The sequence below is a fragment of the Arthrobacter sp. B0316-1-20 genome, assembly GCF_059091865.1.
In genome coordinates this window covers 193,501-208,916 of record NZ_JBNHHC010000001.1, presented here as the reverse complement: position 1 = coordinate 208,916, position 15,416 = coordinate 193,501, and the positions used below count along the sequence as shown (strand labels likewise).

Here is a 15,416-nt window from a genome sequence, read left to right as displayed (position 1 = left end):
CTTTCCGCACCGAACATCCCACCGCACTTAACGTTTTGGCTCCGATCTTCCTTCGGTGGCGGCACAGGAGATGGACCCAGCGACTAAGGTTGGACGGCCATTGGCGTGGTATGTCCTGCATAAGTAATTCTCACGTACTGGCTCAACCCTGCGGATTAGAGCTGGAGGCAGCGCTGAAACGAGCCCGAACCTTGGCCTCCAGCACTGCCCGACGCTGAAGATACTCCGGTGGCCGTAGGACCGTGAGCTGCGTGGGCCATGGAAGCTAAACCGTCGGTCCCGGACGCTAGGTTTACCGCATGAGGAGCAATCAGGCGCCGGAAGTGGCTGGCGACGGTACGACGACGTGTCCGCGCTGCAGTCACGAAGCCTGGCCCGTGGTCTACGGCATGTGGGTACCATCTCTCGATGATCCGGAGCCCAAGGTGATCCGTGCAGGGTGTGTCATCGAACCGGACAGCCCTCATTGGCAGTGTCTGAATGATGACTGCGGCTACTCTTGGCGTGTTTGGGAACTTTGACCTGGACGGATCGCATTCTGTAGCGACCGGTGATTTGCGAGACGACATTGCCGGCTTGGCTCACGGTCATCGCGCAGTCCCCGTCGGGAGTGCCGTGGCCCTGCCGGACATGGGCCGCGGGTGCCCGGACCTTCGGGCGCGGCGGCGGATGAAGTACTCGGCGACGGCAAGGTTGAGCAGCCAGGCCGACCCCATGAGCACTGCACGGCTCAGTTCGTTGGTCGGGCCCACCAGGATAATCCAAGGGATGGTCACCAAGGCCTGTGTGCCCGCCGCGATTCCGATGGCGTAACCGCGGGCCATCCAGGCACCGTGGGCGGCGAAGTTGCGCCGCTTGATCGCGAGGACGCCCAGGACGATGCTCGCCGTCATGGCCGTGCCGAATACCAGCCGAAGGACGAGCAGGATGACACCGTCGTCGGGCGGGAGGTCGTAGAAGACGGACATCCAAAGGCCGGAGAGGGCAGCGAGCAGGCCGGCAGGGATGAGGACCACCCCGGCGATCCGGTGCCAGCTGCGCCGGCCCCGCTTGTCGCGGCGCAGCGAGGGCACGAACTGGAAGGCCCCGACCAGGCTGTAGACGATGGCCGCTGGGATGTGGATCAGCACGGGAAGGGGCGAGTCGAAGAACCGCTGGTTGGCCGGCGTCACCGCCGCTCCCCCGGTCAGCTCGGCCACCCGTATGGACCCGAAGATGACCGGGATGAGGCTGATAAAGATCAAGCCGGCGGGTATGAGCCAGCGGCCGCGCGGCCGGCGCCCGGAGGCCTTGGTGACGGCGATCGTTTCTGCAGCCATTGTTTGTTCCCCAAGTTCGTGGGTGTACGGCGTACACCTTGTGATCTAAAAGTAGGTGTACGTTGTACACTTGTCAAGAGATAGCTGCCGTCAGAAAGGGTGGTCCTGATGGCTCAGCAGGTGGAGTCGGCCCGCCGCACCCCGCTGAACAGGGAGCGGGTGTTGAGCGCCGCCGTCGTGCTTGCCGACGAAGCGGGCGTGGAGCAGCTCAGCATGCGCAAGTTGGCCCAGGAACTGGGCGTGGTCCCGATGGCCCTCTACAAGCACGTCGCCAACAAGGAAGAACTGCTCGACGGCATGGTCGACGTCATTGTCGGCGAGATCGAGACGCGACCCGGCGGAACGGATTGGCGGAACGCGGTCCGTGAGCGGGTGTTGTCGGCCCGGGAGGTCCTGCTGCGCCACCCCTGGGCCCGCCAAGTACTCGAGTCGCGCACCAACAAGACGCCCGTTGTCCTGGACTACATGGACTCGGTGATCGGCATGTTCCGTGCCGGTGGATTCTCGGTCGACCTCACCCACCACGTGATGCACGCCCTGGGCAGCCGGATGTGGGGTTTCACCCAGGAGCTGTTCGACGACTCGCAGAGCGCGCCGGCGGACGTGCCGCCGGAGATGCTGCAGATGATGGCCGCGCGGTACCCCCACATCGCCGAGGTTGCGATGGCGGGCGCGCACGACGACGGAACCGTGGTGGGCCAGGGCTGCGACGACCAGTTCGAGTTCGAGTTTGCGCTGGATCTGCTGCTGGACGGTTTCGAAAGGCTCCACCAGCAGGGTTGGACCTCGGCCCGGCGCTAAGGCGGCGCGCCGCAGGATCACTGCATTTTGGCGGCCTGCACGAAATCGCGAATCAGCCCGACGTCCTTGACGCCGCGGCTGGATTCAACGCCACTGGAGACGTCCACGCCGCTAGGCCGGAGCGTGGCGATCAGCCCGCCGACGTTGGCGGGAGTCAGCCCTCCGGCCAGCAGCCAGAACCCCCGCGGCGGCTGCGCCTGAATGGCGCTAGCGTCGAAGGTCACTCCGGCGCCGGGATCAACTGCATCGAGCAGGACGCGGCCTGCCACCCAGTCCGCCTTTTCGTCCGCTGGGAGGGCTTCATAGCCCTCGGCGGAGAAGGCGCGCAGAGTCCGGAACCCCGCGTCCTCGAGCAAGCGGATGTCGCCGCGCGGCTCGTCGCCGTGCAGCTGGACGGTGGTCACCGCCGCGGCCCTGGCGGTTTCGAGCACCTCGCCGATGGGCTGGTTGCGGAACACGCCGACCGTTTCGACATCCGCCGGCACGGTTTCGCCGAGCGCGCGTGCCAATTGGGCACCGACTGTGCGCGGGCCCCCCGGTGCAAAGACGAAGCCGACCGCGTCCGCGCCGGCGTCGATTGCGGCGGCGACCGCCTCTGGAGTCCGCAGTCCGCAGATCTTGACATAGGTTTCAGCCATCATTCCTGCCCGTTCGTGCTGTGCGTGTACGTGTGCATCCGCTCGCTCTCGGGACCGAAACTGCTCAGGATTTCGACGCGAGGGCTTTGCCGTGGCCGCGGACTCCGCCAAGCACCTTCTGGGATGCGCACTAGGCGAGCGGAGCCGGCTCTGGAGCCCGCCACGCTTGGACACCATCGTAGCCGCCCGCAGGTGCGCCGCATCCGGGTCGGCGGGCGAGTTCCGGTCAGGCCTTGCCCCGGACACGTAGGGTATGAGGGACGAGCGCCGGAAGCCGACCAGAGGAGGAGAATGCGCGCCTACGTCCTCCTCCTGCTGGTGGTCATCTTCTACGCCGGCAATATCCTGACCGGCAAGGCGCTCGGCGACCTGCCGCCTTTGACCATCGCGTTCTTCCGGGTCTTCATTGCCTTCCTGGTGCTGCTCCCGCTGGGATACCGCAGCGCCTGGCAGTCCCGTCGCCTGTTCCTCCAGCACCGCAAACCGCTGCTGCTGATGACGCTCACGGGAGTCGCCCTCTTCAATACGCTGATCTACACCGCCCTCCAATTCACCTCGGCCACCAACGCCTCGGTGCTGGAAGCCTCGGTGCCCGCGGTGACGGTAGCCCTCAGCTTCTGGCTGTTGCGCGAGCGGCTCAGGGCGGTCCAGTGGTTCGGCGTCGTGCTGTCCGTGTGCGGCGCCCTATGGGTGGTGACCAACGGGCAGCTCATGAGCCTCGCGGACCTGTCCTGGAACATCGGCGATGCCATCATGGCGGCGGCCGCCGTGTCCTGGGCCGTGTATTCGATCGCTGTGAAAAAGTATCTGCACCTGTTCCCGTCCTACGGGGCGGTCCTGGTGATGACCGGGCTGTCGGTCATGATCCTGCTGCCCGTCGTGGCGACGGAGTGGCTGGTCGTGGGAGTCCCGCGGATCGGCGGAGGCCACTGGTCCGGCCTCGTGTACCTCGGCGTCTTTCCGTCGGTGATTGCCCTGATGCTCTACAACCGGGCCGTTGCCGTCCTCGGGGCGTCACAGACGTCCGTATTCCTGAACTTCGTGCCGGTCTTTACCATGCTCGGTGCGTATCTGCTGCTGAACGAGAGCATCAGCGTCATGCAGATTCTCGGCGCAGCCCTGGTGATGTGCGGCGTGTTCTTTACCACCCGGGACAAAACAAGCGCCGGGCGCAAGGGCTCGCGGCCCGCCGTGGAACCTCGCAGGGATTCAGCCGCTGAGGAGATTCCTTAGCGTCCGTCCCTTTGGAATGGGGGCCGCTATCAGGCGTACGGTGGCTTTAAGGCGGCTGGAAGGGAAGGCGCAAGCGCGTCCGAGCATGCGCTGTGACCGTAAGCGGCGAGCGTGAAAACCAGCCGCGAACAGCAACCCGAGGGAAGGATGGACATGGAACCCGAGGATTTCGACCTGCTGGTGATCGGCGGCGGGAAGGCCGGCAAGTCGCTCGCGATGGACCTGGCCAAGTCCGGCCAGAAGGTGGCGATGGTGGAGCGAGCGATGGTCGGCGGCACCTGCATCAACGTGGCGTGCATTCCCACCAAGACCCTCATCCAGTCCGGCCGGGTGCTGGACACCGTGCGCCGGGCGGGCGAGTTCGGCGTGGCGGGCGCGGAGGAGCCGCGGATGGACCTCGACCTGCTGCGCCGCCGCAAGGAGGACGTGGTGGACACCATGGTCGCCGGGCAGCAGAAGCTGTTCACGGGCTCGGGCATGGACTTTATCCTCGGCGAGGCCAAGTTCGTCGGGGAGAAGACCGTAGAGGTCGCGCTGAACCACGGCGGCACCCGCCTCCTGCGCGGCACCGACGTCGTTCTCAATCTGGGCACCGAACCGGCGCTGCCCAACATTGACGGCCTGGCCGAATCCGGGGTGCAGACCAGCAACACCCTGCTGCACCTGGAGCAGCTGCCGGGGAGCATGGTGATCCTGGGCGGCGGCTACATCGGCTGCGAGTTCGCCGACCTGCTGAACACCATCGGCGTGGAGGTCACGGTGATCCAGCGCGCCGGGCAGTTGCTGCCGCGGGAGGACGCCGACGTGGCCGGGCTGGTGGCCCGGAACTTCACCGACGCCGGGATCACGCTGAAGCTCGAGTCGTCCGCGGAGAAGATCGAACGCGCCGCCGACGGGAGCGTGACCGTGACGCTGTCCACCGGGGAGACCGTCACCGCGGACGACGTGTTGGTGGCGCTGGGACGCCGGCCGATGACGGACGGGATGGGGCTGGAGAAGGCCGGGGTGGAGCTGACCGGCAAGGGCTTCGTCCAAGTGGACGAGCGGCTGCGCACCACGGCCGACGGCGTATGGGCCGCCGGCGACGCGGCCGGCTCCCCGCAGTTCACCCACGCCTCCTACGACGACTACCGGATCTTGAAAGCCAACCTGGCCGCCGCGCGGCGCGAGGGCGAGCCCCGGTCTACCCAGGGGCGGCTGATCCCCTACACCGTCTTTACGACGCCGGAGCTCGCCAGGGTGGGGATGACAGAGGCCCAGGCCCGGGAGGCCGGCCACGACGTGCAAATCGCCAGGATGCCGGTCAGCGCGATCCCCCGCGCCCGGACCCTTGGAGAGCTGGACGGCGAATGGAAGGCCGTGCTGGACCGACAGACCGGCAAGATCCTGGGTGCCGCGTTGCTGGGAACAGGGGCCAGCGAGGCGATTGCGGTGCTGCAGATGGCGATGATCGGCGGAATGGACTACACCGCGGTGCGGGACGCGATCATCACCCACCCCACCGTCTCCGAGGGGTTGAACCTGCTGTTCACACCCGCGTGGCTGGAGGACTAGGCGTCCAGCGCCTGCTTTCCGGTGTCCTTCGTGGCGGCTTCCCGGACTTCGAGCTCCGCGGCGAGTGCGTAGTACTGGAACAACGCGTCCCGGACCGGGTGCTCACAATCCAGGTCACGGAAGCACCGGTTGCTGAGATTCAAGAGCTGGTCCGTGGGCAGGATCGACAGATCGGCGGGAAACGGCGAACGTCCGGACGCCCGAATCATGCTGTTCATGCCGCCCCCTGCAAACGTGCCAGGCCAATAAACCAGGCCGGACACTTGGGCAGATCCGCGGGAGCAGTTACCGCAAGAGTGCCGGTGAAGGGGCCCGGCTGCGCTGCGCCAACTTGCTCTCCTGCGCCGAAGCGTTCGAGCATTTCCAGGCCGCGGTGTTCAATGTGCTGCGCGTCGGACAGATCGACCGTGATGACCATTCCGCGGGCAAGGCGCTCCATACGATGGAACAGGGGTAAAAGCGCTGTGCAGCTGTCCGCGGTCAGGCACCCGCTGACCTCGATGACCGCCGAGGTACGGTCGATATCGAGCCTGACAAGTACACGCAGTTTGTGATCCATGATCGGCGCTCCATATGAGTGGATCGATGGCCAACTGCTTAACCGGACCCAACGCTACAAGGACATCTCCCCTTGCTCAAGGGCTGGAGGCGATGTGTGCCGGTTATTTGTCGAAATGAGTTTCGGCCGAGGGAGTTCCGGTGGAGGCGACGATGTCAGAGGCGAGCTCGCGGAGCTTGATGTTCCGGGTGTTGGAGGCTGACTTGAGCATCGCGAAGGCTTCGTCCTGGCTGCACCGGCTTTGGCCCATGATGATCCCGACGGCAACGGCAATGGTCGTTCGTGATTCCAGCGCCGCCTTCAAATCCGCTTCGGTCTCTCGGTGCCGGGCCAGCCGGACCGCGAGGGACAGTGCTTGGGAGGCCTGCTGGGCATATTGCTCGGCCGCGTGCAGGGCCTCCGCATCGAATCTGCGCGGCAGGTCCGAGTAGAGGTTCAACCCCGCACTGTCGCCGGTCTCGAGCGCGATCGGCACGGCCAGGATGGACCGGATGCCCTCGGCCAGGACGTCCTGGGTGTACGCGGGCCAGCTCGTCTCCACCTTCAGGTCGGGGATGTGCACCACCGTGTGCTCGCGGGCTGCCCGCAGGCAGGGGCCGTCAGAATATTCATACTGAACTTCGTCCAATTTCTGCGCACGATCGCTACTGCTGGCCACCGTGCCGGCCTTCTTATGACGCAGCAGCGTGATGCCACTCAGGAGTTCCTCGCCGGGCCGGGACAAATTGTGCACCGCCAAACGGGCCACCGCGTTGAGGAATGCTTCAATGTCGGCGCTGTCTGCCGCCAAGCCGTGAAGGAAGTCCCTGACTGTCGTCTCGGAATCATCAAAAATCTCGCCTGTCATGATGTCCTCCAGTGGCGCTCCCCCAAGTAGGTCCCACGCTACACCTCGTGGCGCGGGTCACAGCTAGAGCCAGTCGGGCGAAATCTGTTTCGCCGGCCTCCGGCCTCCCCATCCCTCGCTGATAACGATTCGGAATACCAATCGCTTCAGGCAACTATTTGGCACTCGACGCCGTACGATGCTAAGTGTGCTGTCAAGGCCAGCCGGAAAGCAGGAGACGTTGGCGAGTACGCCTCATTCAGATCGGGATTCAGATCGGGCCGGCACGCTCCTGGGCGGGCGGTACCGGCTCAAGCAGCTTGTCGGAACCGGAGCAAGCGCGCGGGTGTATCGTGCCGAGGATGAAATCCTGGGACGCGAGGTGGCCGTCAAGGTCATCCAGCGGCCCTCGATGAACGAGGCAGAGTTCCACCACGATGACGCGGAAATCAAACTTCTGGCGCGGCTGAACCACCCCAACCTGGTGATCCTGCTGGACGCGGGCATCGACCGGGTGGAAGCGGATCACCCGCAGATTTACCTGGTCATGGAACTGATCGAGGGCGCGGACCTGCGCGGGCGCCTGGTGGAGGGTCCGCTGCCGCAGCGCCACGTGGCCCAGGTCGGTCGCGAGCTGGCCGAGGGAATCGCCTACATCCACAACAACTCCGTGGTCCACCGGGACATCAAGCCCGGCAACATCATGCTTCTCAATTACGACGACGACGCCTCCCGCCTCCGGGCCAAGCTCACCGACTTCGGCATCGCCGTCGTGATCTCCGAAGATGCCCGCGAGGACGGCATCTATGGGACCGCCGCCTACCTGAGCCCCGAGCAAGCCAAGGGCGAGCCGGCCGGCCCGGCCAGCGACATCTACTCGCTGGGCCTGGTGCTGCTGGAGTGCTTGACCGGCAAGCCCGCCTATCCCGGTCCGCCGTTGGAGGCAGCGGTTGCCCGGCTGCTGCGCGATCCGGAGATCCCGGCCAGCCTCGGGCCCGACTGGGCGCTGCTGCTGGGCGCCATGACGGCTACGGATCCGGCGGACCGCCCCACCGCACGGGAGGTGGCGCTGGCGCTGGAGGAGATGGAGCTTTCACTCCGAGGCAGGCGCCGGCTATGGGGCAGGCGCCGGCTGGACATACCCGTCGTGCCGAACCACGGACCGCAGCGCCTGAAAGCGGCCGCGCGCTAAGGCTTTGGCTGGCGCTCTGCCGGTCCGGGGCCCGTCGCCGGCAGCCCGGCCAGCCGTTCTATGACGCGAAGTCCCACCGGGGTACCGGGCCAGTGCCGGCGCAATGCCTCCGGGCCCGCGGACCGGATCAGCAGCCGCAGGGCCCAGGCCACGACCAAGACGTCGTCGGCATACCCGATGACCGGTAGGAAATCCGGCACCAAGTCAATGGGGCTGGCCAGATAGGCCAGCAGCAGCACGAGCAGAATCCGGACCCGCGCCGGTACCGCGCGGTCCCCCGTCAACCGGCGCAGCAGCCGCAGCAGATCCGGCAGCAGGCGCAGGGCATCACGCATTCCCACCGTCTCCGGATGCTGGCGCGCGTACCACCACAGGCAGGCCAGCAGCACCGCATAGACCAGGACGAGGCCACCGGCAACACCGACCAGCAGGTCAATCCAGTCCACTTTCTGCTCCCTTCCCGGCGCGGCCCCGACGTCGTACTCTTCCTGGCCGCGCTACCGCAACTGTAGGGCAGACAGGGACGTCCAGGTGCGGTAGCGTCCAACCATCACGGCGGCCCGGCGAGTGCCGGGGCGGCTTCGGCAATCCTTCGGAGGGACCCATGCTGCGCGGAATGAGTACGGTCAGCTATTACACCCCGGACCTGCCGGCGGCGGTCGAGTGGTACTCCGACCTGCTGGGGAAGAAGCCCTACTTTGAGCAGCCGGGCTATGCGGAGTTCCGGGTCGGCGACTACGAGCACGAGCTGGGGCTGATCGACACCATGCACGCTCCGCCCGGACACGCCATCGACCCCGGCGGCGCGATCCTCTACTGGCATGTGGACGATGTGCGGTCCGTGCGGCAGCGCCTGCTGGACAAGGGCGCGAAGGAGCTGGAGCCCGTCACGGAACGCGGCCACGGATTCGTGACGGCCTCGGTCGTGGATCCGTTCGGGAACGTCCTCGGCATCATGCAGAACCCGCACTATTTGGAGATGCTGGGCTCCTCCGCTCCGGCGTCCTGACGTTGAAGCGCCGCAGCCACCGCTGCCCGGGTGGTTGGACCGCCCAGTTCACCGTCACCGTGGTGAGGGCCCAGCGGAAGCGCCGGGCAAACGCGGCCCGGTCGGCGAAGATCCGCCCGGCCGCGCCGACGCGCAGCCCCGGGGCGAACCGGATCCGCGCCCACGGAGCCAGCTGGAAGCTCAGGTCCAGGTCGTCGTGGATGTCCTGCCGGTCGCGATGGATACCTGCCCTGGCCCGTTCCCAGGCAGTCCGGCGCATGGCGAAGTTCGATCCCCACACCGGGGTGGCCGCCATCGCGAGGCCGGCGCCGAGCCGGTAGCCGGAGCCATAGGCGGCGCTGGCCAGCCGAGCCACCGGCCGCGGCAGGTCGTAGAACCGGCCCGGGCCGGTCAGCGCGTCGAGGCCGGGATCGGCGTCGAAGGCGGCACCGATTCGCGCCAACCAGTCCTCGGGAGGACGGGTGTCGGCGTCGCAGCGGACGATCACCGCGGCGGCGGAGGTGTCGAAGCGGGCGGAGGCGCCGTCGGAACCGGCAGCGGGGGCAGCGAAACTGGGAGCGGCGGCGGCATCGGGCCCTACGCAGGCGGCGTCGAAGCCGGCGACGGCGGCGTCGTAGCCCGCAGCCGCTGCGGCCGGGATGCCGGGGCGTGGTTCGACGACGACGCGCGCCCCGGCCGCCAGTGCCACGTGGACCGAGGAATCGGTGCAGTTGTTGTCCACGACGATGATCTCGTAGGGCGGACGGGTCTGCCGCCCCAGCAGCGCGAGGCACTCGGCGAGCGCCGCGGCGTCGTCGAGCACCGGGATCACCACGGTCATGATGGTGTGATGCCGACCCTCCGTAGGACGGGCCTTCGCGGCCCCGTTGTCGGCCAGGGGTTTCACCGGACTCCCGCGTACCAAATCAGCAGCATGGTGACCAGAAAGCCGATTACATAGTTCAGCCACAGGAACCGTTTCCACCCCGCGTTCGCGGCGGCCGAGCCGGCGTCGTCGATCCCGGCGAAGCGCAGCACGTTGGCCAGATACGGCAGGGCCAGGAGCCCGCCCAGCGGGCCCGGCCATTCGGTGGCCAGCATCAGCAGTCCGGCAGCCGCATAGGCGGCGGCGGAGACCAGCACGGTGCGGCGGGCGCCCAGCACGGTGCCGATCGACCCGAGCCCTGCCTCGCGGTCCGGGACCACATCCTGGACCGCCCCGAAGGCATGGCTGGCCACGCCCCACAGGAAGTACGCGGCCAGCAGCGCCCACAGCCCCGGGGTGAAGCCGGCGCCGGCCAGGACCAGCCCGTAGACCGCGGGCGAGACGAAGTGCGTGCTGGAGGTCAGCGAGTCCAGGAACGGCCTTTCCTTGAACCGCAGCCCCGGCGCGCTGTAAGCGTAGACCGCGGCCAGCGAGACCAGCAGCACCAGGTTGGACGCCACGCTGCCCGCGACCGCCAGGACCGCGATGAACGGCACCGTGGCCACGGCGCTTGCCTGCAGGATCGCGCGGTGTCGGGCCCTGTCCACCACCGCTCCCTCGGCCCCGCCCTTGCGCGGGTTGAGCAGGTCCGATTCGTAGTCGAAGACGTCGTTGATGCCGTACATCGCCAGGTTGTACGGGACCAGGAAGAAGATGGTGCCCACCACCAGCGGCCAGTCGACGCCGCCGGAGGCCAGCAGGTATCCGGCGGCGAAGGGGTAGGCGGTGTTGACCCAGGACACCGGCCGGGAGGTGATGACCAGTTCACGAATCACGACGGTTCCCCTCCCCCGTCGGCTCGGCCGGCCCTCTCATCCGCACGACGGCGGCGCGGGCCCGTGAGCATCAGCCACACCGCGGGCAGCAGCAGCGCCGCACCCAACGGATAGGCAAAGTCCTCGACCGGCGCCAGGCCGATCCGGAGTCCGGCCAGGGCGTGTCCGCCGTAGTCGAACAGCCCGGAGGCGATCATGACGTTGTCGAACACGGCGGTGAGCACCCACAGCGCCGCGACGGACAGGCCGGCCGCCGCGACTGCCCCGCGGGGCACCCGCCGTGCCAGGACCGCGCCCACTGCCGCCACTACCGCGACGCCGAGGAAGACCGCATTCAGCTCCAGGAAACTCATGCCGCACCACCCCCGGCCGGCGCGCCGTCGTCGCGGCTGACCAGCTGAGGCCTGGCCGCGCGGGCCGCCCGCCGGTGCCGGCCCCATGCCAGCAGCCCGGTGAACAGGATCATGGTTTGATAGCAGAGGAAGGCCAGGAAGAACGCCTCCTCCAGCGGCAACTCCGGGCCCAGCATCAGGCCGGTCATCAGCGGCGAGTCGCGGTGCACAAAGATTCCGAGCGCGATAGCCCAGACGTCCCAGGCCAGGAAGTACGCCAGTCCGGCGGCCAGGGTGACGGCCGCCGCGACCGGCCGGGCGAAGAAGAACAGCCTGTAGCGCGCGTCCAGCAGGGCCATGCAGCCCAGCAGCGCCACCAGCACGGCCAGGTAGATCATGCGCTCCTCCCAGCACTGTCCGACGACGGCGCGGGGCCGGGCGCCGCCGGGTCCGGTTCCGGCAGTGCGCCGGGCGTCCCGATCCCCTGCACGGCCTTGAGCACCAGTTCGGCACTGATCAGGCACATGGGCACGCCGATGCCCGGCCGGACCGAGCTGCCGGCGTAGTGCAGCCCGTCCACCCGGCGGCTCCGGTTGCCCGGGCGCAGGAAGGCGCTCTGCCGCAGGGTGTGCGCCGGACCCAGCGCGCTGCCGCGCCACGCGTTGAAGCCGTCCGAGAAGTCCGCCGGGCCGTAGGTGCGCCGGACGGCGATCCGGCCGCACAGGTCAGTCGCGCCAGTCCAGGCGGCCAGCTGGTCGATGGCGGCATCCGCGACCGCTTCCACGGCGGCCGCCCCGGACCCGTCGTCACCGCCCGAGCCCCAGGCCGGCTCAGCCGGGGCGGGAACCAGGATGAACACGTTCTCGTCCCCGGCGGGCGCCGCCCCGGCGTCGGTGGCGCTGGGCTTGCACACGTAGATGGACGTCTCCCGAGCCAGCGCGCACCCGGAGCGGATGCGGCCGAAGTTCTCCTTCCAGTCCCGGGTGAAGAGCAGATTGTGGTGGGCCAGCTGCGGCAGCGGCCCGCGCACACCCAGGCAGACCAGCACGGCGCTGGGACCGGGGTCGCGGCGGCGCCATACCGGTTCCGGGTGGCTGCGCAGGTGCGCCGGCAGCAGCGCGGTCTCCACGTGATGCAGATCCGCCGCGGCGACGACGACGCCCGCCGCCGTCCGGTGTTCGGCGCCGGCGGCATCCGACCAGACCACCGCCTCGCAGCGGGCCTTCGCGCCGGACCGCCCGGTGACGATCCGCCGGGCCGTGGCACGGGTTTCGATCCGGACGCCGGCCTCCCGCGCCAGCCGCTCCATCGCATCGACCAGGGCGGCGAGCCCGCCCATCGGGTAGTACACGCCGTCGTCCAGATCCAAGTGGCTCATCAGGTGGTACATCGCCGGCGCCCGGTACGGGCTGGTGCCCAGGAACACTGCCGGGTACCCCAACAGCTGATGCAGCCGCGGGTCCGTGAACCGTTCGCGGACGTAACGGTCCAGGCTCCAGCCCAGTAGCTTGGCCAGCCGGGGTGCCCGGCGCAGCACCTGCGGGTGGGCCAGGCCGCGCAGGCTGGCGAAGTCGTCGTACAGGAAGTGCTCCTTGGCCAGCCGGTATGTTTCCGCTGCCTCGTCCAGGTAGTGGTGCAGCGCCGGCCCGGACCCCGGTTGCAGGCCTTGAAACAGTTCGGCCACGTTTTCGCGGCCCGAGCGGACCTCCGTGGCCGCCGGATACCCCTCGAACCAGATCCGGTAACCGGGGTCCAGCCGCACCAGCTCCAGCTGCTCCGCGGCGCTGGTGCCCATCAGTTTGAACCAGTGGTCGATCACCTCCGGCATCAGGTACCAGGACGGGCCGGTGTCGAAGCGGTAGCCGTCTCGCTCGTGCCGTCCGGCCCGGCCGCCGACGACGGAGCGTTGTTCCAGCAGGGTGACGCGGTGCCCCGCCCGGGCCAGCAGCCCGGCCGTTGCCAGTCCGGAGACTCCGCCGCCGATGACCACCACCGGTTGGCCCGAGCCGCCGGTCTGCGGCGCCGCACCCGCTGCCCGTCGGCGGGCGGTCAGCCTGGTCTTGAACGAGGCGGTGCCCATCAGGCGGCGCTCCTGCCGCGCAGCCGCTGGCGGGCTAGGATCCGCAGGGCGATCGCGGCCTTCTGCGGCGTGCCGACGCGCACCCGGCGGGAAAGCAGCTCCTCCGCCGGTATCCGTTCCAGCCGGTTGACGAGCGCGCTGAACAAGGCATGGGCCAGTTCGACGGCGGTGCAGGCACCGGGCGGGAGCAGCGCAATGCCCCGCCCGGCGGCAGCGAGGTCCGCCCGGATATCGGCCACCAGCGCGTGCTTCCGTTGCTCGTCCCACGCCTCGGCGCCCGACTGCGGGAAGTAGCTGCGGCCCAGCTGATCCCGGTCGGCGGCGAGGTCGCGCAGGAAGTTGACTTTTTGGAAGGCGGAGCCCAGCCGGCGGGCGGCGGCGGCGAGCTCGTCGTCCCGGCCGGGTATCGCGCCCGGCATGGTTTGGAACACCCGCAGGCACATCAGGCCCACCACCTCGGCGGAGCCGTAAATGTAGTCTGCCAACGAATCTGCGGTGTGTTCGGCCACCGTGATGTCCGCGCGCATGGAGGCGAAAAACGGCCGGGTCAGGTCGACGCCGATGCCGCACGCGCGGGCGGTTCCGGCGAACGCGTGTACCACCATGTTGGTGCTGTAACCGGTTAGCAGTGCGGTTTCGGTCTCGCGTTCCAGCCGGTTCAGCTGGTCGCGCACGGCCACGGCGTCGAGCCCGGCCTCGGCAGCCGCCCCGTCCACCGCTTCGTCGGCCACCCGGACCAGCGCATAGATGTTGGCGATGTGCCGGCGTTCCTCCGGCCCGAGCAGCCGGCATGCCAAGCCGAAGGAGGTGGAATAGCGGGCAATCACGACGCCGGCGCTGCGGCCGGCGGCGTCGGTGTAGCGGAGCAGCGGGTTCGGTTCCATGGCCGCTAGTTCCCCCTCGTCAGCACCTGGTTGCAGACCCGCGCCAGTTCGCTCCACGCGCCGGCGTCCAGGGGCAGGAGGCGGGACTCCTCGAGCGCTTCGTCCACCAGGATGCGGGCGAGCCGCATCGCCTGCGCGTCGGCGCCGCAGTCCGTGAGCGCCGCGCGGACCTCGCCGACCCCCGCCTCGCCGCGGCGAAACGCGGCCAACAGGTCATCGAACCCTTCCGCCTCCGCCGCATACGCGGTCAGCACGGTGCGTTTGCCTTCGCGCAGGTCGGATTCGGCGGATTTGCCGGTGGTGCCGGGCTCCCCGAAGGTCCCGAGAACGTCGTCCACGATCTGGTAGGCCAGCCCGATGCGCCGCCCGACCGCGGCGAGTGCCTCGGCCGGGTGTCGGTCGGCACCGGCCAACAGCGCCCCGGCTTTCAGCGGCGCCTCAAAGGAGTAAGCCGCCGTCTTCAAACGTTCCATGCCGAGGACGTCGCCCAGGCCGGGGCTTTCCGTCGCCGCCGACAGCAGGACATCGTCCAGTTCGCCCGCGGCCGAGGCAAACACGGCGTCGTGGACCGTTTCCATCAGGACGTCGCCGCACGGCAGCCCGGCGCCGGAGCTGCCGGCCATCCGTAGGGCACCGGTCAGCAGGAGGTCGCCGGCAATGATCGACGCCGCGTGGCCCAGGTGCTCGGCCTCGGGCCCGGGCAGCCCCTGACCTCTGGCGTCGTCCCGGTAACGGGCTCCGATGGTCGGCAGGCCGCGGCGGACGAAGTCCCTGTCGATGACGTCGTCGTGCACCACCAGCGCGGTGTGCAGCAGCTCGAACGCCGCACCCAGCCGGGCGCAGCGGCGCGGATCCTCGCCGCCGAAGGACCGGTACGCGAGCTGCACCATCCTGGGCCGCATCCGCTTGCCGCCGCCCAGCGCAGCCTCAATCCGGTCCCACAGCACGGGAAAAGTACGCGAGAGCTTGCCGGCCCGGCTGCGGTTCCCTGCAGTGAAACGCTGAAGCTCCGCTTCGACGAGGGGGCCTACCCGCCGCCAGCCACAAGGATCCGACGCTGCCTCGGCGGCCGCGCGGCTTTCGGCGTTCAGAGTCATGACTGACCTTCTCCCCAAGGTTGGGAGCGTGCAGGCTGCCCCCGTCACTTCTGCACTTCGTTGTTCCATAGTGTGCGTCACCGGGGCCCGGTGCGCGACCATTGCCCGCAATTGGCGGGGTCAGGATCCCCAACTAGTCGGCCGGTTTGGCG

General features: G+C 68.6%; 18 protein-coding genes. 5 read left to right on the top strand and 13 right to left on the bottom strand.

What is annotated here, in order from left to right; translation table 11 throughout:
* Positions 1-587 precede the first annotated feature (587 nt).
* Positions 588-1,319, bottom strand: a complete 732-nt coding sequence (locus AC5RW2_RS01030) for a DUF2306 domain-containing protein (RefSeq protein WP_494073470.1) — start codon at positions 1,317-1,319, stop codon at positions 588-590.
* 108 nt (positions 1,320-1,427) lie between these two features.
* Between AC5RW2_RS01030 and AC5RW2_RS01025 the strand changes: the two genes are divergently transcribed.
* Positions 1,428-2,120, top strand: coding sequence for a TetR/AcrR family transcriptional regulator (locus tag AC5RW2_RS01025; protein ID WP_494073469.1), 693 nt, complete (start codon positions 1,428-1,430; stop codon positions 2,118-2,120).
* Between the two features lie 17 nt (positions 2,121-2,137).
* On the opposite strand, the gene AC5RW2_RS01020 is transcribed toward AC5RW2_RS01025, so the two are convergent.
* Entirely contained in the window at positions 2,138-2,758 is a 621-nt protein-coding gene (locus tag AC5RW2_RS01020) for a phosphoribosylanthranilate isomerase (protein WP_494073468.1), read from the bottom strand.
* A gap of 291 nt (positions 2,759-3,049) precedes the next feature.
* On the opposite strand from AC5RW2_RS01020, the gene AC5RW2_RS01015 reads away from it, so the two are divergent.
* Together AC5RW2_RS01015 and AC5RW2_RS01010 are read left to right on the top strand one after the other, a co-directional pair.
* Positions 3,050-3,991, top strand: coding sequence for a DMT family transporter (locus AC5RW2_RS01015; RefSeq protein ID WP_494073467.1), 942 nt, complete (start codon positions 3,050-3,052; stop codon positions 3,989-3,991).
* 153 nt (positions 3,992-4,144) lie between these two features.
* Positions 4,145-5,545 (top strand): dihydrolipoyl dehydrogenase family protein, encoded by a 1,401-nt coding sequence (locus tag AC5RW2_RS01010; protein ID WP_494073466.1) that lies wholly within the window; start codon positions 4,145-4,147, stop codon positions 5,543-5,545.
* Here the strand turns inward: AC5RW2_RS01010 and AC5RW2_RS01005 are convergent.
* The 3 genes from AC5RW2_RS01005 to AC5RW2_RS00995 form a co-directional block, all read right to left on the bottom strand.
* On the bottom strand, positions 5,542-5,763 hold the full coding sequence (locus AC5RW2_RS01005) for a hypothetical protein (protein WP_494001636.1): 222 nt from the start codon (positions 5,761-5,763) through the stop codon (positions 5,542-5,544). The genes AC5RW2_RS01010 and AC5RW2_RS01005 overlap by 4 nt on opposite strands.
* Positions 5,760-6,104: a hypothetical protein gene (locus tag AC5RW2_RS01000; RefSeq protein WP_494073465.1), complete on the bottom strand. Its 345-nt coding sequence runs from the start codon at positions 6,102-6,104 to the stop codon at positions 5,760-5,762. The genes AC5RW2_RS01005 and AC5RW2_RS01000 overlap by 4 nt, the downstream gene beginning before the upstream one ends.
* 103 nt (positions 6,105-6,207) lie before the next feature.
* Positions 6,208-6,951 (bottom strand): ANTAR domain-containing protein, encoded by a 744-nt coding sequence (locus tag AC5RW2_RS00995; protein WP_494073464.1) that lies wholly within the window; start codon positions 6,949-6,951, stop codon positions 6,208-6,210.
* Positions 6,952-7,129: 178 nt separating this feature from the next.
* On the opposite strand from AC5RW2_RS00995, the gene AC5RW2_RS00990 reads away from it, so the two are divergent.
* Positions 7,130-8,122, top strand: coding sequence for a serine/threonine-protein kinase (locus AC5RW2_RS00990; RefSeq protein WP_494073463.1), 993 nt, complete (start codon positions 7,130-7,132; stop codon positions 8,120-8,122).
* On the opposite strand, the gene AC5RW2_RS00985 is transcribed toward AC5RW2_RS00990, so the two are convergent.
* A complete protein-coding gene (locus AC5RW2_RS00985) occupies positions 8,119-8,568 on the bottom strand; it encodes a YkvA family protein (RefSeq protein ID WP_494073462.1) in 450 nt (149 codons plus the stop codon). The genes AC5RW2_RS00990 and AC5RW2_RS00985 overlap by 4 nt on opposite strands.
* Before the next feature lie 170 nt (positions 8,569-8,738).
* On the opposite strand from AC5RW2_RS00985, the gene AC5RW2_RS00980 reads away from it, so the two are divergent.
* The gene (locus tag AC5RW2_RS00980) at positions 8,739-9,131 is read left to right on the top strand and encodes a VOC family protein (RefSeq protein ID WP_494073461.1); all 393 of its coding nucleotides are present in this window, start codon (positions 8,739-8,741) and stop codon (positions 9,129-9,131) included.
* Here the strand turns inward: AC5RW2_RS00980 and AC5RW2_RS00975 are convergent.
* The 7 genes from AC5RW2_RS00975 to AC5RW2_RS00945 form a co-directional block, all read right to left on the bottom strand.
* The gene (locus AC5RW2_RS00975; protein WP_494073460.1) at positions 9,076-9,951 is read right to left on the bottom strand and encodes a glycosyltransferase family 2 protein; all 876 of its coding nucleotides are present in this window, start codon (positions 9,949-9,951) and stop codon (positions 9,076-9,078) included. The genes AC5RW2_RS00980 and AC5RW2_RS00975 overlap by 56 nt on opposite strands.
* A gap of 62 nt (positions 9,952-10,013) precedes the next feature.
* Entirely contained in the window at positions 10,014-10,871 is an 858-nt protein-coding gene (locus AC5RW2_RS00970; protein WP_494073459.1) for a prenyltransferase, read from the bottom strand.
* On the bottom strand, positions 10,868-11,224 hold the full coding sequence (locus AC5RW2_RS00965) for a lycopene cyclase domain-containing protein (RefSeq protein WP_494001644.1): 357 nt from the start codon (positions 11,222-11,224) through the stop codon (positions 10,868-10,870). Before AC5RW2_RS00965 ends, AC5RW2_RS00970 begins: the two co-directional genes overlap by 4 nt.
* On the bottom strand, positions 11,221-11,601 hold the full coding sequence (locus AC5RW2_RS00960) for a lycopene cyclase domain-containing protein (protein ID WP_494073458.1): 381 nt from the start codon (positions 11,599-11,601) through the stop codon (positions 11,221-11,223). The genes AC5RW2_RS00965 and AC5RW2_RS00960 overlap by 4 nt, the downstream gene beginning before the upstream one ends.
* A complete protein-coding gene (gene crtI / locus AC5RW2_RS00955; RefSeq protein WP_494073457.1) occupies positions 11,598-13,283 on the bottom strand; it encodes a phytoene desaturase family protein in 1,686 nt (561 codons plus the stop codon). The genes AC5RW2_RS00960 and crtI overlap by 4 nt, the downstream gene beginning before the upstream one ends.
* The gene (locus tag AC5RW2_RS00950; RefSeq protein ID WP_494073456.1) at positions 13,283-14,167 is read right to left on the bottom strand and encodes a phytoene/squalene synthase family protein; all 885 of its coding nucleotides are present in this window, start codon (positions 14,165-14,167) and stop codon (positions 13,283-13,285) included. Before AC5RW2_RS00950 ends, crtI begins: the two co-directional genes overlap by 1 nt.
* A 5-nt stretch (positions 14,168-14,172) precedes the next feature.
* A complete protein-coding gene (locus AC5RW2_RS00945) occupies positions 14,173-15,264 on the bottom strand; it encodes a polyprenyl synthetase family protein (RefSeq protein ID WP_494073455.1) in 1,092 nt (363 codons plus the stop codon).
* Positions 15,265-15,416 lie beyond the last annotated feature (152 nt).